Source organism: Pseudomonas bubulae, from assembly GCF_900618535.1.
GTDB classification, from domain to species: domain Bacteria; phylum Pseudomonadota; class Gammaproteobacteria; order Pseudomonadales; family Pseudomonadaceae; genus Aquipseudomonas; species Aquipseudomonas bubulae.
Genome location: NZ_UYJA01000001.1, coordinates 1,317,615 through 1,337,485, shown reverse-complemented (window position 1 = coordinate 1,337,485; position 19,871 = coordinate 1,317,615). Strand labels below are relative to the sequence as shown.

The following is a 19,871-nucleotide window of genomic DNA, read 5'->3' as shown; positions in this document are numbered from 1 at the left end:
ACAGTCATTGCGGTGGTTGTCAATGCACAAGTGATCTGGATTATTCACCAAAAGCACCCTCTCCCAAAGGGAGAGGGGACTGAAGGCAAAAGCAGTTCTGCGTAACACCACACATCAGCCCCCTCTCCCTTTGGGAGAGGGCAGGGGTGAGGGTCGCAAGCGCCCCCCGATGGCACAGACATGACTTACAGCAACGACAACGGATAGCTGATAAAGATGCGGTTTTCGTCGAATTCGTGGGTGCTGTAGTCGCGTCGGATACTCGCATTGCGCCAGCGTAGGTTAAGGTCCTTGAACGTACCGGCCTGTACGGTGTAAGCCAGTTCCGATTCGCGGCCCCATTCCTTGCCATCGGTGATGCTGCCGGTGTGGATGTTATCGCCACTGATATAGCGGTTCATCATGGTCAGGCCGGGGACGCCGAGCACCGCGAAATCCAGGTCATGACGCACTTGCCAGGAGCGCTCCTTGGCCAGGTCATAGCTGGAGTTGTAGCTGTCGTTGGCCAGGGTTCCGCCGCTGGTGCCATTGACCCTGAACCAGCCATCGTCGCCACTGATTTTCTGCAGGCCCACATACAGAGTGTTGCCCTTGTATTTGGCCGACAGCAGGGCGTAGGCGGTTCTATTGTCCAGGTCCCCCGCCAGTTTGTTACCGTCTTCCTTGCCCCAGAAATAACCGAGGTTTGCGCCCAGCGTCACATCGCCAACAGGTTGGCTGTGCAACACGTTTAAAAATTGCTGCTGGTAGATGTCTTCCAGCTGGGCATACCACAGGCCGACCTGGGTACGCTTTTCATTGAAGCTGTAATCACCGCCGGCAAAGTTGAAGCGATCGGAGGTAAAGGCACCTTTGCCGTTGAGCGACATGTCTTCCATGCTTGCGTCGTTACGCGGGCTGTTGGCGCGGAACTGGCCACCGTAGAGGTTCAGCCCGGCGATTTCTTTTGAAGTGATCTGGCCGCCACGGAAGGTTTGCGGCAAGGAGCGGCCATCGTCCGAGCGCAGGATCGGCAGTACCGGCATCCACTCGCCGATTTTCAGTTCCGTATTGGAGATTTTGGCCTTGGCCGCAACACCCAAACGACCAAAGTTATCGGCGGGCTCACCATCGCTGTGGGTCGGTAACAGTTGAGTACCGACCGTGCCCTTGCCGCCGTCGAGTTTTTGCGAGTAAAGCCCCAGTACATCCACTCCGAAACCGACAGTGCCCTGGGTAAAGCCGGACTTGACGTCGAGAATGAAGTTTTGCGTCCACTCTTCGGCCTTGCTTTGCGGGTAGTCAGGGTTGGTGTAGTTGCGGTTGATATAGGCGTTGCGCAGGGTCAATGTAGCCTTGGTGTCATCGATAAAGCCTTCGGCCATACCGCTGACGGGCAGCGCCAGCCCCATACTGCCAAGGCCCAGCAACACCAGCGAGCGGGTACCACGGGAGGTTCTTGAGCAAGTGAACAGGGAGGGGGCACAGGTAGGTGTGATCATCCGTAGAGCTCCTGAGTATTATTATTTTTGTTATCTGTCGTCGTACAACCAGGCAGATTATTTACAGAGTGTCTAGGGAGTTGTCAATGTCAGCGGCTACACTGCGTGCACCAGATTCCTACTCGCATCACTGACATGGATGGCTCATGAACGAAACAAGTCTGCAACGTAAAACCCTGCTCCTGTTGCTGGCCTTGGTCACAATTGCATTCATCTGGATTTTATTGCCGTTTTATGGCGCGATTTTTTGGGCTGTTGCCCTGGGGATTCTGTTTGCACCCCTGCAACGCAAGCTGCTACTCAAGCTAAAAGGCCGACGCAACCTGGCAACTTTTACCACGCTGGGGGCCTGTACGGTGATCGCGATCATTCCGGTCATCATCACCACGACCTTGCTGGTGCAGGAAGTGGCAACGCTCTACAAGGATGTTGAAAGCGGCAGAATCAACGTCGCCAGCTATGTCATGCAGTTCAAGGATATCCTGCCGGCCACCGCCCAGGACTGGCTTGACCGTTTCGGTATGGGCAATATCGACGGGCTGAGCGAGAAAGTATCCAAGGGTGCACTCGAAGGCAGCCAGTTTTTTGCCACCCAAGTTTTTAGCTTCGGTCAGAGCACCTTTGATCTGGTGGTGAGCTTTTTCATCATGCTGTATCTGCTGTACTTCTTTATTCGCGATGGCCAGCAAATGGTGCGCACCATCCGCAACGCGGTACCGCTTGCCGAACAGCAAAAACGCCTGTTGCAGCTCAAATTGCGCCGTGTGGTCCGGGCCTCGGTCAAGGGCAATCTGGCGGTGGCAATTACCCAAGGGGCATTGGGCGGGGTGATTTTCTGGGTACTGGGCATCCACAGCGCGCTGTTCTGGGCGGTGCTGATGATGTTCCTGTCGCTGTTGCCCGCCGTGGGTGCTGGCATTGTCTGGGCACCGGTCGCGGTTTACTTCGTGGTGACCGGCTCGGTCTGGCAGGGTGTGGTGCTGGCGCTGTATGGGGTCTTTGTGATCGGCATGGTGGACAACGTGCTGCGCCCCATCCTGGTGGGCAAGGACACGAAAATGCCGGACTTCCTGATTTTGATCTCGACTCTGGGCGGCATGGCGATCTTCGGCCTCAATGGCTTTGTGATCGGGCCATTGATTGCCGCCCTGTTCCTGTCCAGCTGGGGCCTGTTCAGTGGCACCCGGCGCAAGGTGCGGTTGCCAGCCGATATCCCGTCCGGCGATTAACGGAAGCTGTAGGAAACCCCCACGTAGGCGCCCCTGCCTTCACCGGGGGTGGAGCGCGCGGCGTCCAGTCCCTTGTCGTCATACCCTGGCGTAACCGTAGCGGCATAGCGCTCGCCGCTCAGGTTGCGCAGGTCGAGCCAGGCTTGCCAGGCCTGCTTGGGGGCGTTGTAGCCCAGGGTTGCGCCCCAAAGCATATAGGACGAGGTGTAATACGAGTTGGCGTAATCCACCGCCATGCGTGAGGCAACCTGGGTGTTCACCCCGGCATAGAAGCCCTGCGGGTGGTCATAGCGCACTTCGGCCTGGTAGTAGTGTTGCGGGATCCCCGGTAACTTGTTGTCACCAAAGCGCTCGTCGTCACGGTAATGGAAGTCGCTGAAGGTGTAGGCCTGGCGCAGGGATACTTTGCCCACTGCTTGTCTTTCCCACAGCAGGCTGTTGAGTCCTGCTTCGATGCCTTGGTGCACGGTGGGGCTGGCGTTGGACTCGCCGACAATCGGGCTTTGGGTGAGAGTGGCGGCCTGGGTTTCGACGCTCAGCAGCTCATGGCGCACGGCCGAGTAATACCAGGCCAGATCCCACTGCCCGAGCCACGAATCGCCACGGGTGCCGAGTTCCAAGGTAGTAGCAGTTTGATTGTCCAGCGACACGGGGGTGCTCTGGCGACCGGTAGCCGGGCCACTGTTGACCGGGAAGGTAAACGGCGAGCCCCAGATCATCGACCACGGGTGCGGCGGCTCAACCGAACGGCTCAGGTTGCCGTATACCTGCAAGTGCGGATTGAACTCGTAACGCAGGCCAACACGGGGCGCGTAGTCCCAGTCATGCTGGCTGACCTTGCCACCGCTGTCGGGGTAGCTCACGTCGCTCTCGCGGCGGGTGTAGATCAGCGCCATGCCGGTGGTCAGCCACAGGTCGGGGATCAGTTCCAGATCATTGCTGGCGTGCAGCACGGTGTCGGAACCCTGGTAACTGAAGTCGCGAATCTTGGTGCCCGGGGCATAGCCTGCAGTGTTGCCCACAGGGATACGCACATATTCCGATGCACCACTGTTGGGCAAATGCTTGGTGTTGCGCAGGCCCACGGTGGTGTTGCTTTCGAGGCCGAACAGAGTGTCGCGGCGCTTGTAGTTGAGCGTGCCGCTGACATCGGTGTAGGCAACTTTCAAACGGTTAGGGCCTTCTCGCAGATCCATCGGGTAGTCGTGATAGACCAGGCCCACTTCCAGCTGCGAATCGTCATCCAGGTACATCGTGGTCTTGTTGCCCAGCCAGGTACTGCCGGGTTGCGGGCGGCTGTAGTCCCCTGCCACATAGGCCGGGTTGGCTGCGCGGGGGTGATGCTTGATATTGTCTTTGGTCACGCGCCCGGCCAGTTCGTTATCGGTTTCGCGATAGCGCAGGTAGAAGCGGGTTTCCAGTTGTGGACTGAAGCGATAACCGACATTGGCTGCGATGCCTTTGCTGCTGCCAGCGGTATGGTGTTGATAGCCGTCGGTGTCTGAGTCGGTCAGGGCGACATAGTAGTCCAGATCTCCCAGCACCTGCCCGGAGCTGATCTGGCGTTTCTGATAGCCATAGCTGCCCGTTTCGTAACGCACCTGCAATGGCGCGGCGTCGTAGCCGGTGTGGGTGACGTAGTTGATCGAGCCGCCCAGGGCCAGCGAGCCGGTGTCGAAGCCATTGGCGCCGCGCAGCACTTCGGCGCGGCTCAACCATAGCGGCTCGAACAGTTCGTAGGGCGTACCGCCGGGGCCGGTCAGGGGCAGGCCGTCGAACATGACATACAGCCCCGAGCCGTGGGCGCTAGGGGCGCGGTTGATACCCGAGCCACGCACCGAGACCTTGGCCCCGTCATTGCCCGCCGATTGCGCGTAGACCCCTGGCTGGTAGGCCAGTACATCGGCATTGCTGGCGGTGCGACCGTTTTCGACGCGGGCCATATCGATCAGGTTGCTGGCGCCGGGCACTTCATTGAGTGCGTTCTGGGCGGCTTCCAGTTCGCTGCTTTCTTCGCTGCGTACCTGCACCTCACCCAGTTCCAGGGCACTGCCGTAGGCGGGGGTGGCACTGAGGAGTGCCAAAGGTAAAAGCGAGGAGAACACGGATCGCATTAATGGAGCTTCCAGATCGATGGGCGGGCGGCGCGCCAGCCTATACAAGCCCGGAATCACTCGCAACTGTCACGGTTGCAATCCAGTTGTGGGAGCGAGCCTGCTCGCGAAGCTGCAAGCTCACGCTTTTTCGGGATTTATCGCACAGGTTTGGCAATTGCTGGAGGTCTGATGCGGGGCCTATAGTGGGTGCTCGCCGATAAGGCGACCGGGTTTGGCGATCCGCAGTAACTTTAAATAAGTACATAATTGCTATTTACGGTTGAGCGTGTAATTTGCTCGAAATGTTTTATGGCAGTTGTACGTGGGAGATCTTCGGATCTGCCGGGTTTTCTTAAAGTTACCGGTTCGCCAACCCACGTACAGCGGCCACCTTTTTTGTTTGGCGACAAAAATGGATGGCTAAATCCAACTTTAAGAGACTTTCTTATGACGAATTCACCGTATATCCCGTTAACAGCCATTGACTGCACCATCCCCGCCTTGCTGATCGATCGCAACGTCCCCCTCGATGTGCTCCATGCCAACGCAGTCGCCCGCGTTCTGGCTGTAACTCAACTGATGGAATCGTTCTCCAGCCGCGAAGCGCAGCAGGCCGATTCGGTTGATCTCAAACATCTGGCCACGGTTTCAGCGCAATTGCTGCGCGATGGTTGTGACCTGCTCGATGTGCTGGGCTGGCGCTTGCGGCCCGCTTGATCGTGTTTGTTTAACTGATACGTTGAGTACATATCCGGCATTTGTGTCAAACTGAAATAGTGGTTTCGCCCTTACGGCGAGTCCCTTTTTGAAGGACCAAAAAGGAACCAAAAAGTCCTCGCCCCATCGTACGGCCTTCGCTTCGCTCAGGTTCCCTCGCTCCGGCTCTGCTCCGTGGGCACGCCGCCACGGGCCATCCATGGCCCATCGCGGCTCTCCCGGCATCCATGCCGGGAGACCCACTCCACAGAACCTCCTCTCGGCCTCCCGGGAGGGCTGGCAGATCAAAAGCACTGCACCGCGAGGCGGCCGACCGGCCGGCCTGTTTGGCGGCGAGGTCTGCGAGCCCCGCACATCCCCTCTGTGGGAGCGGGCTTGCTCGCGATGGCATCGGCGCGCTTAGCCTGCCAGACCATGCCGTCTGCATCGCAGGCAAGCCAGCTCCCACAGGTTTAGCGTCGCATAGAAATCCTGAGTATTTACAACTTCCACATGATTTGTGGTGCAACAAAAAACCCCGTGAAGGCCAGGCCTCCACGGGGTTTTGGGTACAGCCGCTAACGCTTAGCCAACCAGGCCCAGGGTTGCCTGTTGCACCAGCTGCAGCATCGGCTGCGGGTAGACACCCAGGAAGAACACCAGTACCGAGACCGCCAGCAGCATCACGCCGCCCGCTTTCTGTTCCCAGTTCAGCGGTGCATCGTGGCGATGCAGTTTCGGCTCGACCAGGTACAGGGTCACCATCACACGCAGGTAGTAGAACACGCCAATGGCGCTACCCAGGATCAGGGAACCCACCAGCCACCATTGGTGAGCTTCAACACCGGTGGCAATGATGTAGAACTTGCCGATAAAGCCGGCGGTCAGCGGGATACCCGCCAGCGACAGCATCATCACGGTCATCACCGCAGTCAGGTACGGACGACGCCAGAACAGGCCGCGGTACTCGTACAGGGCGTCGGCGTCACGGCCTTTGTACGGCGAGGACATCAACGTGATCACACCGAATGCACCCAGGCTGGTCAGCACATAGGTGATCAGGTAAACACCAATGGCTTCCATGGCCATGCCTTTGCTCGCCACCAGGGCGATCAGCAGGTAGCCAAAGTGAGCGATGGACGAGTAACCCAGCAGACGCTTGAGGTTGTTCTGGGTCAGTGCCAGCAGGTTACCGAACAGGATCGAGGCAATCGCGATCACGGTCAGGACATCGCTCATCACACCGGTGGTTGCCGATGGGGTGATCTGGAACAGACGCACCATCACGGCAAACACGGCAACTTTCGACGCGGTAGCCAGGAACGCGGCGACCGGCGCCGGAGCACCTTCGTATACGTCCGGCGTCCACAGGTGGAAAGGCACCAGCGACAGTTTGAAGGCCAGGCCTACCAGCATCATGCCCAGGCCCAGTTGGGCAATGGCGCTAGGAGCGCCAGTGGCCGCCAGGGCGTGACCGATACCGCTGAAGCTCAAGCTGCCGGCTTCGGCGTACAGCAAGGCCATGCCGAACAACAGGAACGCGGAACCGGCTGCCGACAGCACCATGTACTTGATGCCGGCTTCCAGGGAGCGCTTGTTGAAGAAGGCATAGGCCACGAGGCCGTAAACCGGTACCGAGAGCAGTTCCAGACCGATAAACAAACCGGCCAGGTGTTGCGCGCTGACCAGCACAATACCGCCGGTCGCTGCCAGCAGCATCAGCAGGTACAGCTCTTCGCGGTTGCCCGGATAGCCCGTGCCGCCTTCACCCAGGTAGGCGTGCGCCAGGGTGACGCAGGCCAGGGTCGCGACCAGGATCAGGCCGATATACAGATAGGCGAAGTTGTCCATCATCAACAGCGGGGTGACAGCCAGTGGAACAACTTTCAACGCCGGGAAGATCGACAACAGGGCCAGGTTAAGACCCGCCACCGAAAGCAGGAAGGTCTGTGAATGGTTGCGGCGCCACGCGATTGCCAGCATCACCACAACAACGGTGAGGCTGGTAATCAGCAGTGGAGCAAGCGCGATAAAGTGTTGGATCGTGAATTCCATAGCGCTCTTACCGGGCCGAAGCGAGTTGAGTGAAGGCGGTGCCGAGCCATTGCTGCACGCCATGCATGGTCGCAGCGGAGGTATCGAGGAACGGTTGTGGGTACACGCCGATAAACACCAGCAGTACCGCCAGACCGAGCACCATGATCAGTTCACGTGCATCCATACCGGCCAGTACATCGTCCGATTTGGATGGGCCGAAGTAGGCACGGTGAATCATGATCAGCGAGTAGACCGAACCAAACACCAGGCCGGTTGTGGCGATCGCGGTGACCCAAGGGAAGCTGGCAAACGAGCCAATCAGGATCAGGAACTCGCCGACAAAGTTGCCGGTGCCCGGCAAGCCCAGGGACGCCGCCGCGAAGAACAGGCTAATGGCCGGCAGGTAAGCGATCTTGGACCACAAACCACCCATTTCACGCATGTCACGGGTATGCAGACGCTCATACAACTGGCCGCTGAGGATAAACAGCGCAGCTGCCGAAACACCGTGGGCCAGCATCTGGATCACGGCGCCTTGCAGGGCCAGCTGGCTGCCGGAGTAGATACCGATCAGCACGAAACCCATATGGGAAACGCTGGAGAACGCGATCAGACGCTTGATATCGGTTTGTGCGAACGCCAGGAAAGCACCGTAGAAAATCCCGATCAGACCCAGGGTCATGGCGATCGGCGCAAACTCGGCCGAGGCATTCGGGAACAGCGGCAAGGCGAAACGCAGCAAGCCATACGCAGCGGTCTTCAACAGGATACCGGCCAGGTCCACAGAACCTGCAGTAGGTGCCTGTGCGTGAGCATCCGGCAGCCAGGAGTGGAACGGTACGACCGGCAGCTTCACGGCGAAAGCAATGAAGAAGCCCAGCATCAGGATGTACTCGGTGGTGAGCGACATCTTGGTTTTCAGCAACTCGGCGTAGCTGAAGGTAATCACGCCGGTGTTGTTGAAGTTGACCAGCACCAGACCCAGGATCGCCACCAGCATGATCAGGCCGGAAGCCTGAGTGAAGATGAAGAACTTGGTGGCGGCGTAGATACGGGTTTTCTTGCCATCCGACGAGCTATGACCCCAGAGCGCGATGAGGAAATACATCGGCACCAGCATCATTTCCCAGAAGAAGAAGAACATGAACAGGTCGATGGCGAGGAACACGCCAACCACACCGCCCAGGATCCACATCAGGTTCAGGTGGAAGAAGCCCACGTGACGCTGGATTTCTTTCCAGGAACACAGCACCGACAGCACACCGAGCAAGCCGGTGAGCAGGATCATCAGCAGCGACAGGCCGTCCAGCGCCAGGTGCACGCTGATACCGAAGCGGGCAATCCAGGTGTGCTGGAACTCAAGGGCCCAGGTCGGATCGGCGCCAGGCGCCGGTGCAAATGAGTAGTTCCCCTGGGACCACAGCCAAAGGCCGAGGGCAAGCTCAAGGGACATGGTCAGCAACGCAATCCAGCGTGGCAGGGTAGAGCCGAAGCGCTCACCCAGCCAGCACAGCAGGCCGCCGATAAAGGGGATCAGGATTAGCCAAGGCAGAATCATGACGGGCTCAATTCCTTTCGCAAAGTCGAAGGTTCATATCAGACCGCTACCAGCACGATGGCGCCCATGACCAGTACAGCACCGGCGGCCATGGATGCAGCGTACCAACGCAGTTGACCGGTTTCGCTGCGGCTCAGGGCGTTATGCCCGGCCTTGGCCATCTTCGGGATCAAACCAATGGTCTGGTCCAGAGGATCTTTGGCCAGCAAGCGGCAGATCAACAGATACGGTTTGACGAACAGTTTGTCGTACAGCCAGTCGAAGCCCCAGGCAGCGAACCACCAGGCTGACAGGAAGCGACCGATGCCGCTGTTGGCGACGGCGCTTACAAAGCGACGCTTGCCCAGGTACAGCAGGGCAGCCAGCAGGATACCGGCCAGGGCGATGGCACCCGAGGCGATTTCCAGGCTGTGCTTGGCTTCACCGCCAGCATGGCCAACGCTTTGTGGCAGTACACCGGCCAGTGGCGGGGTGATCATGGCGCCGATAAAAGTCGACAGTACGATCAGCACGCTCAGTGGCAGCCAGTAGGTCACGCCGTGGCCTGCATGGGCTTCAGTCTTGGCTTCACCGTGGAACGTGACGAAGATCAGGCGGAAGGTGTACAGCGAGGTCATGAACGCACCGACCAGACCGGCATACAACAGTTCGTTGTTACCGCTGGCGAAGGCTTCCCAGAGGATTTCGTCCTTAGAGTAGAAACCGGCCGTCAGCAATGGCAAGGCAGACAGCGCCGCGCCACCGACGATAAAGCTGGCGTAGGCCAATGGCAGTTTTTTCCACAGGCCGCCCATCTTGAAGATGTTCTGCTCGTGATGGCAGGCAACGATGACCGCACCGGAGGCAAGGAACAGCAGCGCCTTGAAGAAGGCGTGGGTCATCAGGTGGAAGATCGCGCCGTCCCAGGCACCCACGCCCAATGCCAGGAACATGTAGCCGATCTGGCTCATGGTCGAGTAGGCAAGGATACGTTTGATGTCGGTTTGTACCAGTGCGGCGAAACCGGCCAGTACCAGGGTCACACCGCCGACGATGCCCACCAGGTGCAGCACTTCAGGTGCCAGGGTGAACAGGCCGTGGGTACGGGCAATCAGGTACACACCGGCGGTTACCATGGTTGCGGCGTGGATCAGTGCCGAAACCGGGGTAGGGCCGGCCATCGCGTCTGCCAGCCAGGTTTGCAGCGGCAGTTGCGCGGATTTACCGACAGCACCACCCAGCAGCATCAGGGTTGCCAGCACGATCCAGAAATCACCGGCCTGGAACTTCTGCGGTGCCAGCACCAGCAGTTCCTTGATGTTCAGCGTGCCCAGTTGCTGGAACAGGATAAACAGGCCGATGGCCAGGAACACGTCGCCGACACGGGTCACGATAAAGGCTTTGAGTGCCGCGTTGCCGTTGTTGCGGTTGCTGTAGTAGAAACCGATCAACAGGTACGAGCACAGGCCCACGCCTTCCCAGCCGAAGTACACGAACAGCAGGTTATCGGCCAGGATCAGGAACAGCATGCTGGCGATAAACAGGTTGGTGTAGGCAAAGAAACGCGAGTAGCCGTCTTCACCGCGCATGTACCACGAGGCGAAGACATGGATCAGAAAGCCCACGCCGACCACGACACCGAGCATGGTGACCGACAGGCCGTCCAGGTGCAGGGCGAAGTTGGGCTTGAAGCCTTCTACCGAGATCCACTGCCACAGTACTTGTGTGTACTCGCCGCCGGGTGGCGGCGCGACATTGAATTGCCAGATCACAAACGCGGCCACGATGGCCGAAAGGCCAATGGAGCCGACGCCGATCAGCGCCGAGAGGTTTTCGCTGAAGCGTCCACGGGAGAACGACAGCAGCAAAAAGCCGATCAGGGGGAATACGAAAGTCAGAAAGAGAAGGTTCATCCGCGCATCTCACTGGCAGCATCGATATCAAGCGTATGGAAGCGGCGATACAGCTGCAGCAGGATCGCCAGGCCGATACTGGCCTCGGCGGCTGCCAGGGTGATCACCAGGATGAACATGACCTGTCCATCCGGCTGCGCCCAGCGTGCACCGGCAACAATGAAGGCCAGAGCAGCGGCGTTCATCATGATTTCCAGACTCATCAATACGAAGAGAATGTTGCGACGTACCATCAGGCCAACCAGACCGAGGCAGAACAGGATGCCGGCAACGGCCAAACCATGTTCGAGAGGTATTCCTGGCATGTTATTGCTCCTTCGCCTCAGTACGGCCCAAGTGGAACGCCGTCACAGCTGCAGCAAGCAGCAGCATCGAGGCGAGTTCGACCACCAGCAGATACGGGCCGAACAGGCTGATGCCCACGGCTTTTGCATCAATGGTGGTTTGACCGATTGCCGCACCGCTCGGGTGAGCGAACAGCACGTACAGCAATTCGGCCAGCAGGATGGCGGACAGAATGCTCGGCCCGATCCAGATGCCCGGCTTGAGCCAGTGGCGTTCTTGCGTCACCGAGGCGGGGCCCTGGTTGAGCATCATCACCACGAACACAAACAGCACCATGATGGCACCGGCGTAGGCGATCACTTCGAGCACACCGGCAAAGGGTGCGCCCAGGCTAAAGAACGTCATCGCCACGGCAATCAGCGAAATAATTAGGTAGAGCAGGGCGTGCACAGGGTTGGTGTTGGTGATCACGCGTAGCGTGGACACGACAGCGACACCCGATGCGAAATAGAAAGCGAATTCCATCGTTCTTCCTTAAGGCAGCAAGCTCTTCACGTTGATCGGCTCGGCTTCGTTCTGGGCAGCGCCTTTCGGCTTGCCTTCCACGGCCATACCCGCAACACGATAGAAGTTGTAATCAGGGTTCTTACCGGGACCGGAGATCAGCAGATCTTCTTTCTCGTACACCAGATCCTGACGTTTGAACTCGGCCATCTCGAAATCCGGTGTCAGCTGGATCGCGGTGGTCGGGCAGGCTTCCTCACACAGGCCGCAAAAAATGCAGCGTGAGAAGTTGATGCGGAAGAATTCCGGGTACCAACGGCCATCTTCGGTTTCGGCTTTTTGCAGCGAGATGCAGCCGACCGGGCACGCCACGGCGCACAGGTTGCAGGCTACACAGCGCTCTTCGCCGTCCGGGTCGCGGGTCAGGACAATCCGGCCACGGTAGCGCGGCGGCAAGTACACCGGTTCTTCCGGATACTGCAGCGTGTCACGCTTGCGGAAGGCATGGCCAAACACCATCACCAAGCTGCGAAGCTGGGTGTAGGTGCCATGCACGATGTCAAACAGATACTTGAACATGGGTCTCTATCCTCACTGAACCGCGCCGGCAGGCGTGTTCAACAACACGACTGCGGCGGTCACCAGCAGATTGATCAGGGTCAGCGGCAGGCAGAACTTCCAGCTGAAGTCCATCACTTGGTCATACCGTGGGCGCGGAATGGAAGCGCGCAGCAGGATGAAGATCATGATGAAAAACGCGGTCTTCAGGGCAAACCAGATAAACGGAATCTGTGGCAGCAGACCGAAAGGTCCGTGCCAGCCACCGAAGAACAAAGTCACCAGCAACGCCGAGATCAACACGATCCCGATGTACTCACCCACGAAGAACATGCCCCATTTCATGCCGGCGTATTCAATGTGGTAACCATCGGCCAGTTCCTGTTCCGCTTCCGGCTGGTCGAAGGGGTGACGGTGAGTCACGGCCACGCCAGCGATAAAGAAGGTCAGGAAACCGAAGATCTGCGGGATGATGAACCACAGGTTCTGCGCTTGATATTCAACGATGTCGCGCATGTTGAACGAGCCAACCTGCACCACGATGCCCATCAGCGCCAGGCCCATGAACACTTCGTAGGACACGGTTTGCGCCGAGGCACGCAAGGCACCCAGCAGGGCGAACTTGTTGTTGCTCGACCAGCCGGCGAACAGCACCGCATAGACCGACAGACCGGCCATGGCGAAGAAGAACAGGATACCGACGTTCAGATCCGCCACGCCCCAGGTCGGGGTGATCGGGATAATCGCAAAGGCGATCAGCAAGGCACTCATGGCCACAACCGGCGCCAGGGTGAAAATCGCCTTGTCGGCAAACGGTGGGGTCCAGTCTTCCTTGAAGAACATCTTGATCATGTCGGCTGCGATCTGGAACGCACCGAACGGGCCCACGCGGTTCGGACCGTAACGGTCCTGCCACAGGGCCAGCAGGCGACGTTCAACCCAGCTCAGCAGCGCGCCGCACACCACTACGGCGAGCAGGATTACCACGGCTTTGACCACCGAGATAATCACGTCGATCACTTCAGGCGTAAACCAGGTCATTGGGCTGCCTCCTGCAAACCGTCAACGGTAAGGCCAAAGATCGCTGGCGGGATACCGGCCAGGCCTGCTGGCAGTGCTACCAGGCCTGCACCCAGCTCTTCATTGATACGCAGTGGCAGACGTAGGGTCACACCGGCAACGTTGAGGCTGAGCAGGGCGCCATCGTTGACACCCAGGCGGTCGGCTTCGGATTTGGCCAGTGCGATATAAGCGGCTGGAATGCGTTCTTGCACCGGTGCGGCTTTCGAAGAGTTCTCTTCGCTGCCCAGCAGATGGTAGAACGGCACGACTTGCCAGGTGCCGCGAGCCGGGTTGAACGCGCCCGGAATGCTGGCGAACCAATTCAGCGAGTCGCCCTTGCTTTCGATCAGGCGGATGCCCGGGTCGCCCGCACGGATATGACCACCCACTTCGTCCTGGAACTTGTTCCAGGCTTGTGGCGAGTTCCAGCCCGGCGACCAGGCGAACGGCACTTGTTGGCGCGGTTCGACGGAGCCCGAGTAACCTTCCATGGAGAAGGCGAATGCGGTGTCCGGGTCTTGCGGGGTGCGCGGTTCGTGCACGCTGATATTGGCGCGCATGGCAGTACGGCCGCTGTAGCGCAAAGGTTCGCGCGCCAGCTTCATGCCTTTGATACGGAATGCTGCCGACGGTGCCGCATCAACGATGCCGGCCAGTTCTGGCGTGCTTGCCGCTGTTTGCTGTGTCACGTGATCGAGCAGGGTCCAGTCAACCGCCTTGTTCAGCAGGGTGCTGCGCAGGGCGTGCAACCAGCGCCAGCCTTCGTGGATCAAGTTGCTCGAATCGAGGTAGCGCGGCTCGAACACCTGGAAGAAGCGTTGGGCACGACCTTCCTGACTCACCAGCGTACCGTCGCCTTCAGCAAAGCTTGCCGCTGGCAGAACCAGATCGGCACGGTCGGTGGTTGCGGTCTTCTGATGATCGGCAACGATCACCACTTTGGCCGCGTCCAGTGCTGCGTTGACCTTGACCGCATCGACACGGGTAAACAGATCGTTTTCCAGTACCACGATGGCGTCTGCTTTACCGTCGATCACTGCTTGCAATGCAGCGTCTACCGATTCGCCGCCGAGCATGGCCAGACCGAGGCTGTTGGCTTCCGGCACGACCAGGCTGATGGAGCCGGCTTTCTCACGCAGGTGTAGCGCCTTGGCGATGTTACCTGCGGCTTCGATCAGGGCCTTGGAGCCCAGCGAGGTACCGGCAATGATCAATGGGCGTTTGGCTGCAAGCAGGGCGTCGGCGATGCGTTTGGCCAGCTCCAGGGCTTCAGCGTCCAGGCCGGCAACGGCAGGGGCGCTGGCGTCGATGGCGTGAGCCACGGCGAAACCGATACGGGCCAGGTCATCCGGCGCAGCGTGTACGCATTCTTCAGCCACGTCGTCGAGCTTGGTTTCAGCCAGGCTGGCAATAAACAGCGGGTTCAGCGCGTGCTGACCGATGTTTTTCACCGCAGCGTCGAGCCACGGCTGAACGCGCATGGCGTCGGCCATTTCTTCAGCTTTGCCCTTGACCGACTGACGCAGCGACAGCGCCATACGGGCGGCGGTCTGGGTCAGGTCTTCACCCAGTACGAAGATGGCGTCGTGATCTTCGATCTCGCGCATGTTCGGGACGGGCAGCGGGCTGTCTTTCAAGACTTGCAGCACCAGGCGGATGCGCTCCAGCTCACCGGCTTCGATACCCGAGTAGAAGTGCTCGGCACCGACCAGCTCGCGCAACGCGTAGTTGCTTTCGAGGCTGGCGCGCGGCGATCCGATACCGACGATGTTACGACCGCGCAACAGATCGGCGGCTTTATCCAGTGCAGCGTCAACGCTCAGTTTGCTGCCGTCGGCCAACAATGGCTGACGTGGGCGGTCGGTGCGGTTGACGTAGCCATAGCCAAAACGGCCACGGTCACACAGGAAGTACTGGTTAACCGAACCGTTGAAACGGTTTTCGATGCGACGCAGTTCACCGTAACGCTCGCCCGGGCTGATGTTGCAGCCGCTGGAACAACCGTGGCAGATGCTTGGTGCAAACTGCATGTCCCATTTGCGGTTGTAACGCTCGGAGTGAGTTTTGTCGGTGAACACACCGGTCGGGCAGACTTCTGTGAGGTTGCCCGAGAACTCGCTTTCGAGCACGCCGTCTTCAACGCGACCGAAGTACACGTTGTCGTGGGCGCCGAATACACCGAGGTCAGTGCCGCCCGCGTAGTCTTTATAGAAACGCACACAGCGATAGCAGGCGATGCAGCGGTTCATTTCATGGGAAATGAACGGGCCGAGTTCCTGGTTCTGGTGAGTACGCTTGGTGAAGCGATAACGGCGCTCGTTGTGGCCGGTCATCACGGTCATGTCTTGCAGATGGCAGTGGCCGCCCTCTTCGCACACAGGACAGTCATGCGGGTGGTTGGTCATCAGCCATTCAACAACGCTGGCGCGAAACACTTTCGCTTCTTCGTCGTCGATGGAAATCCAGCTACCGTCGGTGGCCGGGGTCATGCATGACATGACGATACGACCACGCTTGTCGTTCTCGTCGGTGTACTGCTTGACGGCGCATTGGCGGCAGGCGCCAACACTGCCCAGGGCAGGGTGCCAGCAGAAATACGGGATATCGAGGCCCAGCGACAGACATGCCTGTAACAGGTTGTCTGCCCCATCGACTTCGAGATCTTTGCCGTCTACGTGGATAGTGGCCATGGTTCAAAGGTCTTCGTTGGCCCGGTGTCAGCGGGCGTGGCTAATGGAATCTTGTTATGCGTTCGAAGCAACCCAGCCTTACGGCGTTATCGAACGATCAGAAGGGGGCACGGACCCCCTTCATTCAGAGCGTTACGCGCCGATAACAATCGGGCGTGCCAGAGGTGGAACACCGGGTTTTGCTTGCGCAATACCGGCTTCGAACTCTGGACGGAAGTACTTGATCGCGCTGCCCAACGGTTCCACGGCGCCCGGTGCGTGAGCACAGAACGTCTTGCCAGGGCCGAGGAAACCGACCAGACCCAGCAGGGTCTCGATATCGCCAGGCTGACCTTCGCCGTGTTCGATCGCCATCAGCAGCTTGACGCTCCACGGCAGACCATCACGGCAAGGGGTGCAGAAACCGCACGACTCACGGGCAAAGAACTGTTCCATGTTGCGCAGCAAGGAGACCATGTTGACGCTGTCGTCCACGGCCATGGCCAGGCCAGTACCCATACGGGTGCCAACCTTGGCGATGCCGCCGGCATACATTTGTGCGTCCAGGTGCTCGGGCAACAGGAAGCCGGTACCGGCGCCGCCTGGCTGCCAGCACTTGAGCTTGAAGCCGTCGCGCATGCCGCCGGCGTAGTCTTCGAACAGCTCGCGAGCGGTCACGCCGAATGGCAGTTCCCACAGGCCAGGGTTCTTCACTTTGCCGGAGAAGCCCATCAGCTTGGTGCCGTGGTCTTCGCTGCCTTCGCGGGCGAGGGATTTGTACCAGTCAACGCCGTTGCCGATGATGGCCGGTACGTTGCACAGGGTTTCCACGTTGTTCACGCAGGTCGGCTTGCCCCATACGCCCACAGCGGCCGGGAACGGCGGCTTGGAGCGCGGGTTGGCGCGACGGCCTTCGAGGGAGTTGATCAGTGCGGTTTCTTCACCGCAGATGTAACGCCCGGCGCCGGTGTGCACGAACAGTTCGAAGTCGAAACCCGAACCGAGGATATTCTTGCCCAGCAGGCCTGCTGCCTTGGCTTCTTCGACGGCACGGCGCAGATGCACCGCTGCAGTGGTGTATTCGCCACGCAGGAAGATATAGCCACGGTAGGTTTTCAGTGCGCGGGCACTGATCAGCATGCCTTCGATCAGCAGATGGGGCAGTTGCTCCATCAGCATGCGGTCTTTCCAGGTGTTGGGTTCCATTTCATCGGCGTTACACAACAGGTAACGGATGTTCATGGATTCGTCTTTGGGCATCAGCCCCCACTTCACGCCCGTCGGGAAGCCGGCACCGCCGCGACCCTTGAGGCCTGCGTCTTTCACGGTCTGGACGATATCGTCCTGGGCCATGTCGGCGAAGGCCTTGCGCGCAGCGGCGTAGCCGTCCTTGGCCTGGTACTCGTCGAGCCACACGGGCTCGCCGTCGTCACGCAGGCGCCAGGTCAGCGGGTGGGTTTCTGCCGAACGCTTGATCAGGTTGGCAGGACCGAAAGAAGTCAGGCTCATGGGTAGGCCTCCAACAACGTGGCGACGCCAGCAGGCTGCACGTCACCGAATGTGTCGTCGTCGATCATCAACGCCGGCGCCTTGTCGCAGTTGCCCAGGCAGCACACCGGCAGCAGCGTAAAGCGGCCGTCCGGGGTAGTCTGACCGAGGCCGATGCCCAGCTTGTTCTGGATTTCGCCGACCACGGATTCGTGGCCACCGATGTAGCAGACCATGCTGTCGCACACGCGGATGATGTGGCGGCCGACCGGCTGACGGAAGATCTGGCTGTAGAACGTAGCCACGCCTTCAACGTCGCTGGCAGGGATGCCCAGCAGTTCGCCGATGGCGTAAATCGCGCCGTCCGGCACCCAGCCGCGTTCCTTCTGAACGATCTTCAGGGCTTCGATCGACGCCGCACGCGGGTCTTCGTAGTGATGCATCTCATGCTCGATGGCCGAGCGCTCGGTTTCGCTCAGGGCGAAACGGTCTGTCTGGATAAGCGTGCTGTTCATGCTTAGCGGTCCACGTCGGCCATAACGAAATCGATACTACCCAGGTACGCAATCAAGTCCGCGACCATTTCACCTTTGATCACCGAAGGGATCTGTTGCAGGTGCGGGAAGCTTGGGGTGCGAATCCGGGTGCGGTAGCTCATGGTGCCGCCATCGCTCGTCAGGTAATAACTGTTGATGCCCTTGGTCGCTTCGATCATCTGGAAGGATTCGTTGGCCGGCATCACCGGGCCCCACGAAACTTGCAGGAAGTGCGTGATCAAGGTCTCGATATGCTGCAGCGTGCGTTCTTTAGGCGGCGGCGTGGTCAGCGGGTGATCCGCCTTGTACGGGCCGGCCGGCATGTTGCGCATGCACTGCTCGATGATTTTCAGGCTCTGGCGCATTTCTTCGACGCGCACGATGCAACGATCGTAGGCATCGCCGTTGGCTGCCAGCGGGACTTCGAATTCGAAGTTCTCGTAGCCGGAATACGGGCGCGCCTTGCGGATATCGAAGTCACAACCGGTGGAGCGCAGGCCGGCACCGGTGACGCCCCATTCCAGGGCTTCTTTGGTGTTGTAGGCGGCAACGCCGATGGTACGACCACGCAGGATGCTGTTGTCCAGAGCGGCTTTCTGGTACTCGTCCAGACGCTTGGGCATCCAGTCGATGAATTCCTTGACCAGGCGATCCCAGCCGTTCGGCAGGTCGTGGGCAACGCCGCCGATGCGGTACCAGGCCGGGTGCAGACGGAAACCGGTGATGGCCTCGATCACCTTGTAAGCGCGCTGACGGTCGGTGAACGTGAAGAACACCGGGGTCATGGCGCCCACGTCCTGGATATAGGTACCCAGGAACAGCAGGTGGCTGGTGATACGGAAGAATTCGGCCATCATGATGCGGATGGTGTCGACCCGATCCGGCACTTTGATACCGGCCAGCTTCTCGACCGAGAGCACGTACGGCAGGTTGTTCATCACGCCGCCGAGGTAGTCGATACGGTCGGTGTACGGGATGAAGCTGTGCCAGGACTGGCGTTCGGCCATTTTCTCGGCGCCACGGTGGTGGTAACCGACGTCAGGCACGCAGTCGACGATCTCTTCACCGTCCAGCTGCAGGATGATGCGGAAGGCACCGTGAGCCGAAGGGTGGTTCGGCCCCAGGTTGAGGAACATGTAGTCCTCGTTATCACCGGAGCGTTTCATGCCCCAGTCTTCCGGGCGGAAGCGCGCGGCTTCCTCTTCCAGCTGCACCTTGGCCAGGGTCAGGCTGTACGGATCGAACTCGGTAGCACGGGCCGGGAAGTCCTTGCGCAGCGGGTGACCTTCCCAGGTCGGCGGCATCATGATGCGCGACAGGTGCGGGTGGCCTTTGAAATCGATGCCGAACATGTCCCAGACTTCACGCTCGTACCAGTTGGCGTTCGGCCAGATACCGGTCACGGTAGGGACACTCAGGTCTTTTTCAGACAGGGCCACCTTGATCATGACGTCGCTGTTACGTTCCAGCGACATCAGGTGGTAGAAGACGGTGAAGTCTGCACCCGATGGCAGGCCCTGACGCTTGGTACGCAGACGTTCGTCCACACCGTGCAGGTCATAGAGCATGACGTAGGGTTTTGGCAGGTTGCGCAGGAAGGTCAGTACTTCGACCAGTTTTGCGCGGCTAACCCAAAGCACCGGCATGCCGGTGCGCGTGGCCTGGGCGGTGAACGCCTCAGGGCCAAAACGGGTGTTGAGTTCGACAACCACATCTTGGTCGTCAGCCTTGTAAGGCGGGATGTACAGAGCGGAGCCTGCAGTCATGGTTTTTTATCGCT

At 59.5% G+C, this 19,871-nt stretch carries 15 protein-coding genes; 2 read left to right on the top strand and 13 right to left on the bottom strand.

The window, feature by feature from the left end:
* Nucleotides 1–185: 185 nt before the first annotated feature.
* Nucleotides 186–1,481, bottom strand: coding sequence for an OprD family porin (locus tag PPTH39_RS05855; protein ID WP_095023962.1), 1,296 nt, complete (start codon nucleotides 1,479–1,481; stop codon nucleotides 186–188).
* A gap of 146 nt (nucleotides 1,482–1,627) precedes the next feature.
* On the opposite strand from PPTH39_RS05855, the gene PPTH39_RS05850 reads away from it, so the two are divergent.
* Nucleotides 1,628–2,710, top strand: a complete 1,083-nt coding sequence (locus PPTH39_RS05850; RefSeq protein WP_095002103.1) for an AI-2E family transporter — start codon at nucleotides 1,628–1,630, stop codon at nucleotides 2,708–2,710.
* Here the strand turns inward: PPTH39_RS05850 and PPTH39_RS05845 are convergent.
* Nucleotides 2,707–4,824 carry a TonB-dependent receptor family protein gene (locus PPTH39_RS05845; protein ID WP_130871752.1) on the bottom strand — a complete coding sequence of 706 codons (2,118 nt, stop codon included), beginning with the start codon at nucleotides 4,822–4,824 and terminating at the stop codon, nucleotides 2,707–2,709. The genes PPTH39_RS05850 and PPTH39_RS05845 overlap by 4 nt on opposite strands.
* A gap of 429 nt (nucleotides 4,825–5,253) precedes the next feature.
* Here PPTH39_RS05845 and PPTH39_RS05840 point away from each other — a divergent pair, with 429 nt between their 5' ends.
* Complete coding sequence (locus tag PPTH39_RS05840; RefSeq protein ID WP_130871751.1) at nucleotides 5,254–5,523, top strand: short-chain dehydrogenase; 270 nt, start codon at nucleotides 5,254–5,256, stop codon at nucleotides 5,521–5,523.
* 564 nt (nucleotides 5,524–6,087) lie between these two features.
* On the opposite strand, the gene nuoN is transcribed toward PPTH39_RS05840, so the two are convergent.
* The 11 genes from nuoN to nuoC all read right to left on the bottom strand — a co-directional run bounded on the left by nuoN (nucleotide 6,088) and on the right by nuoC (nucleotide 19,857).
* Nucleotides 6,088–7,557: an NADH-quinone oxidoreductase subunit NuoN gene (gene nuoN, locus PPTH39_RS05830; protein WP_095003304.1), complete on the bottom strand. Its 1,470-nt coding sequence runs from the start codon at nucleotides 7,555–7,557 to the stop codon at nucleotides 6,088–6,090.
* Between the two features lie 7 nt (nucleotides 7,558–7,564).
* Nucleotides 7,565–9,097 (bottom strand): NADH-quinone oxidoreductase subunit M, encoded by a 1,533-nt coding sequence (gene nuoM / locus PPTH39_RS05825; RefSeq protein WP_095003303.1) that lies wholly within the window; start codon nucleotides 9,095–9,097, stop codon nucleotides 7,565–7,567.
* Nucleotides 9,098–9,135: 38 nt separating this feature from the next.
* The gene (gene nuoL, locus PPTH39_RS05820) at nucleotides 9,136–10,989 is read right to left on the bottom strand and encodes an NADH-quinone oxidoreductase subunit L (protein ID WP_095003302.1); all 1,854 of its coding nucleotides are present in this window, start codon (nucleotides 10,987–10,989) and stop codon (nucleotides 9,136–9,138) included.
* The gene (nuoK, locus tag PPTH39_RS05815; RefSeq protein WP_019412103.1) at nucleotides 10,986–11,294 is read right to left on the bottom strand and encodes an NADH-quinone oxidoreductase subunit NuoK; all 309 of its coding nucleotides are present in this window, start codon (nucleotides 11,292–11,294) and stop codon (nucleotides 10,986–10,988) included. Before nuoK ends, nuoL begins: the two co-directional genes overlap by 4 nt.
* Before the next feature lies 1 nt (nucleotide 11,295).
* Nucleotides 11,296–11,799, bottom strand: a complete 504-nt coding sequence (gene nuoJ / locus PPTH39_RS05810; RefSeq protein WP_019412102.1) for an NADH-quinone oxidoreductase subunit J — start codon at nucleotides 11,797–11,799, stop codon at nucleotides 11,296–11,298.
* Between the two features lie 9 nt (nucleotides 11,800–11,808).
* On the bottom strand, nucleotides 11,809–12,357 hold the full coding sequence (gene nuoI / locus PPTH39_RS05805) for an NADH-quinone oxidoreductase subunit NuoI (protein WP_016780194.1): 549 nt from the start codon (nucleotides 12,355–12,357) through the stop codon (nucleotides 11,809–11,811).
* A 12-nt stretch (nucleotides 12,358–12,369) separates the two neighbouring features.
* Entirely contained in the window at nucleotides 12,370–13,377 is a 1,008-nt protein-coding gene (nuoH, locus tag PPTH39_RS05800; RefSeq protein WP_016780195.1) for an NADH-quinone oxidoreductase subunit NuoH, read from the bottom strand.
* Nucleotides 13,374–16,088, bottom strand: a complete 2,715-nt coding sequence (nuoG, locus tag PPTH39_RS05795) for an NADH-quinone oxidoreductase subunit NuoG (RefSeq protein ID WP_095003301.1) — start codon at nucleotides 16,086–16,088, stop codon at nucleotides 13,374–13,376. Before nuoG ends, nuoH begins: the two co-directional genes overlap by 4 nt.
* 132 nt (nucleotides 16,089–16,220) lie before the next feature.
* The gene (gene nuoF / locus PPTH39_RS05790) at nucleotides 16,221–17,576 is read right to left on the bottom strand and encodes an NADH-quinone oxidoreductase subunit NuoF (RefSeq protein WP_086796175.1); all 1,356 of its coding nucleotides are present in this window, start codon (nucleotides 17,574–17,576) and stop codon (nucleotides 16,221–16,223) included.
* Complete coding sequence (nuoE, locus tag PPTH39_RS05785; RefSeq protein ID WP_088379405.1) at nucleotides 17,573–18,070, bottom strand: NADH-quinone oxidoreductase subunit NuoE; 498 nt, start codon at nucleotides 18,068–18,070, stop codon at nucleotides 17,573–17,575. Before nuoE ends, nuoF begins: the two co-directional genes overlap by 4 nt.
* A 2-nt stretch (nucleotides 18,071–18,072) precedes the next feature.
* A complete protein-coding gene (nuoC, locus tag PPTH39_RS05780; protein WP_095019119.1) occupies nucleotides 18,073–19,857 on the bottom strand; it encodes an NADH-quinone oxidoreductase subunit C/D in 1,785 nt (594 codons plus the stop codon).
* Nucleotides 19,858–19,871: the final 14 nt, after the last annotated feature.

Excerpts from the sequence above, each read along its gene's own strand:
- PPTH39_RS05855 (WP_095023962.1), bottom strand. The coding sequence starts at position 1,481 with ATGATCACACCTACCTGTGCCCCCTCCCTGTTCACTTGCTCAAGAACC.
- PPTH39_RS05850 (WP_095002103.1), top strand. The coding sequence starts at position 1,628 with ATGAACGAAACAAGTCTGCAACGTAAAACCCTGCTCCTGTTGCTGGCC.
- PPTH39_RS05845 (WP_130871752.1), bottom strand. The coding sequence starts at position 4,824 with ATGCGATCCGTGTTCTCCTCGCTTTTACCTTTGGCACTCCTCAGTGCC.
- PPTH39_RS05840 (WP_130871751.1), top strand. The coding sequence starts at position 5,254 with ATGACGAATTCACCGTATATCCCGTTAACAGCCATTGACTGCACCATC.
- nuoN (WP_095003304.1), bottom strand. The coding sequence starts at position 7,557 with ATGGAATTCACGATCCAACACTTTATCGCGCTTGCTCCACTGCTGATT.
- nuoM (WP_095003303.1), bottom strand. The coding sequence starts at position 9,097 with ATGATTCTGCCTTGGCTAATCCTGATCCCCTTTATCGGCGGCCTGCTG.
- nuoL (WP_095003302.1), bottom strand. The coding sequence starts at position 10,989 with ATGAACCTTCTCTTTCTGACTTTCGTATTCCCCCTGATCGGCTTTTTG.
- nuoK (WP_019412103.1), bottom strand. The coding sequence starts at position 11,294 with ATGCCAGGAATACCTCTCGAACATGGTTTGGCCGTTGCCGGCATCCTG.
- nuoJ (WP_019412102.1), bottom strand. The coding sequence starts at position 11,799 with ATGGAATTCGCTTTCTATTTCGCATCGGGTGTCGCTGTCGTGTCCACG.
- nuoI (WP_016780194.1), bottom strand. The coding sequence starts at position 12,357 with ATGTTCAAGTATCTGTTTGACATCGTGCATGGCACCTACACCCAGCTT.
- nuoH (WP_016780195.1), bottom strand. The coding sequence starts at position 13,377 with ATGACCTGGTTTACGCCTGAAGTGATCGACGTGATTATCTCGGTGGTC.
- nuoG (WP_095003301.1), bottom strand. The coding sequence starts at position 16,088 with ATGGCCACTATCCACGTAGACGGCAAAGATCTCGAAGTCGATGGGGCA.
- nuoF (WP_086796175.1), bottom strand. The coding sequence starts at position 17,576 with ATGAGCCTGACTTCTTTCGGTCCTGCCAACCTGATCAAGCGTTCGGCA.
- nuoE (WP_088379405.1), bottom strand. The coding sequence starts at position 18,070 with ATGAACAGCACGCTTATCCAGACAGACCGTTTCGCCCTGAGCGAAACC.
- nuoC (WP_095019119.1), bottom strand. The coding sequence starts at position 19,857 with ATGACTGCAGGCTCCGCTCTGTACATCCCGCCTTACAAGGCTGACGAC.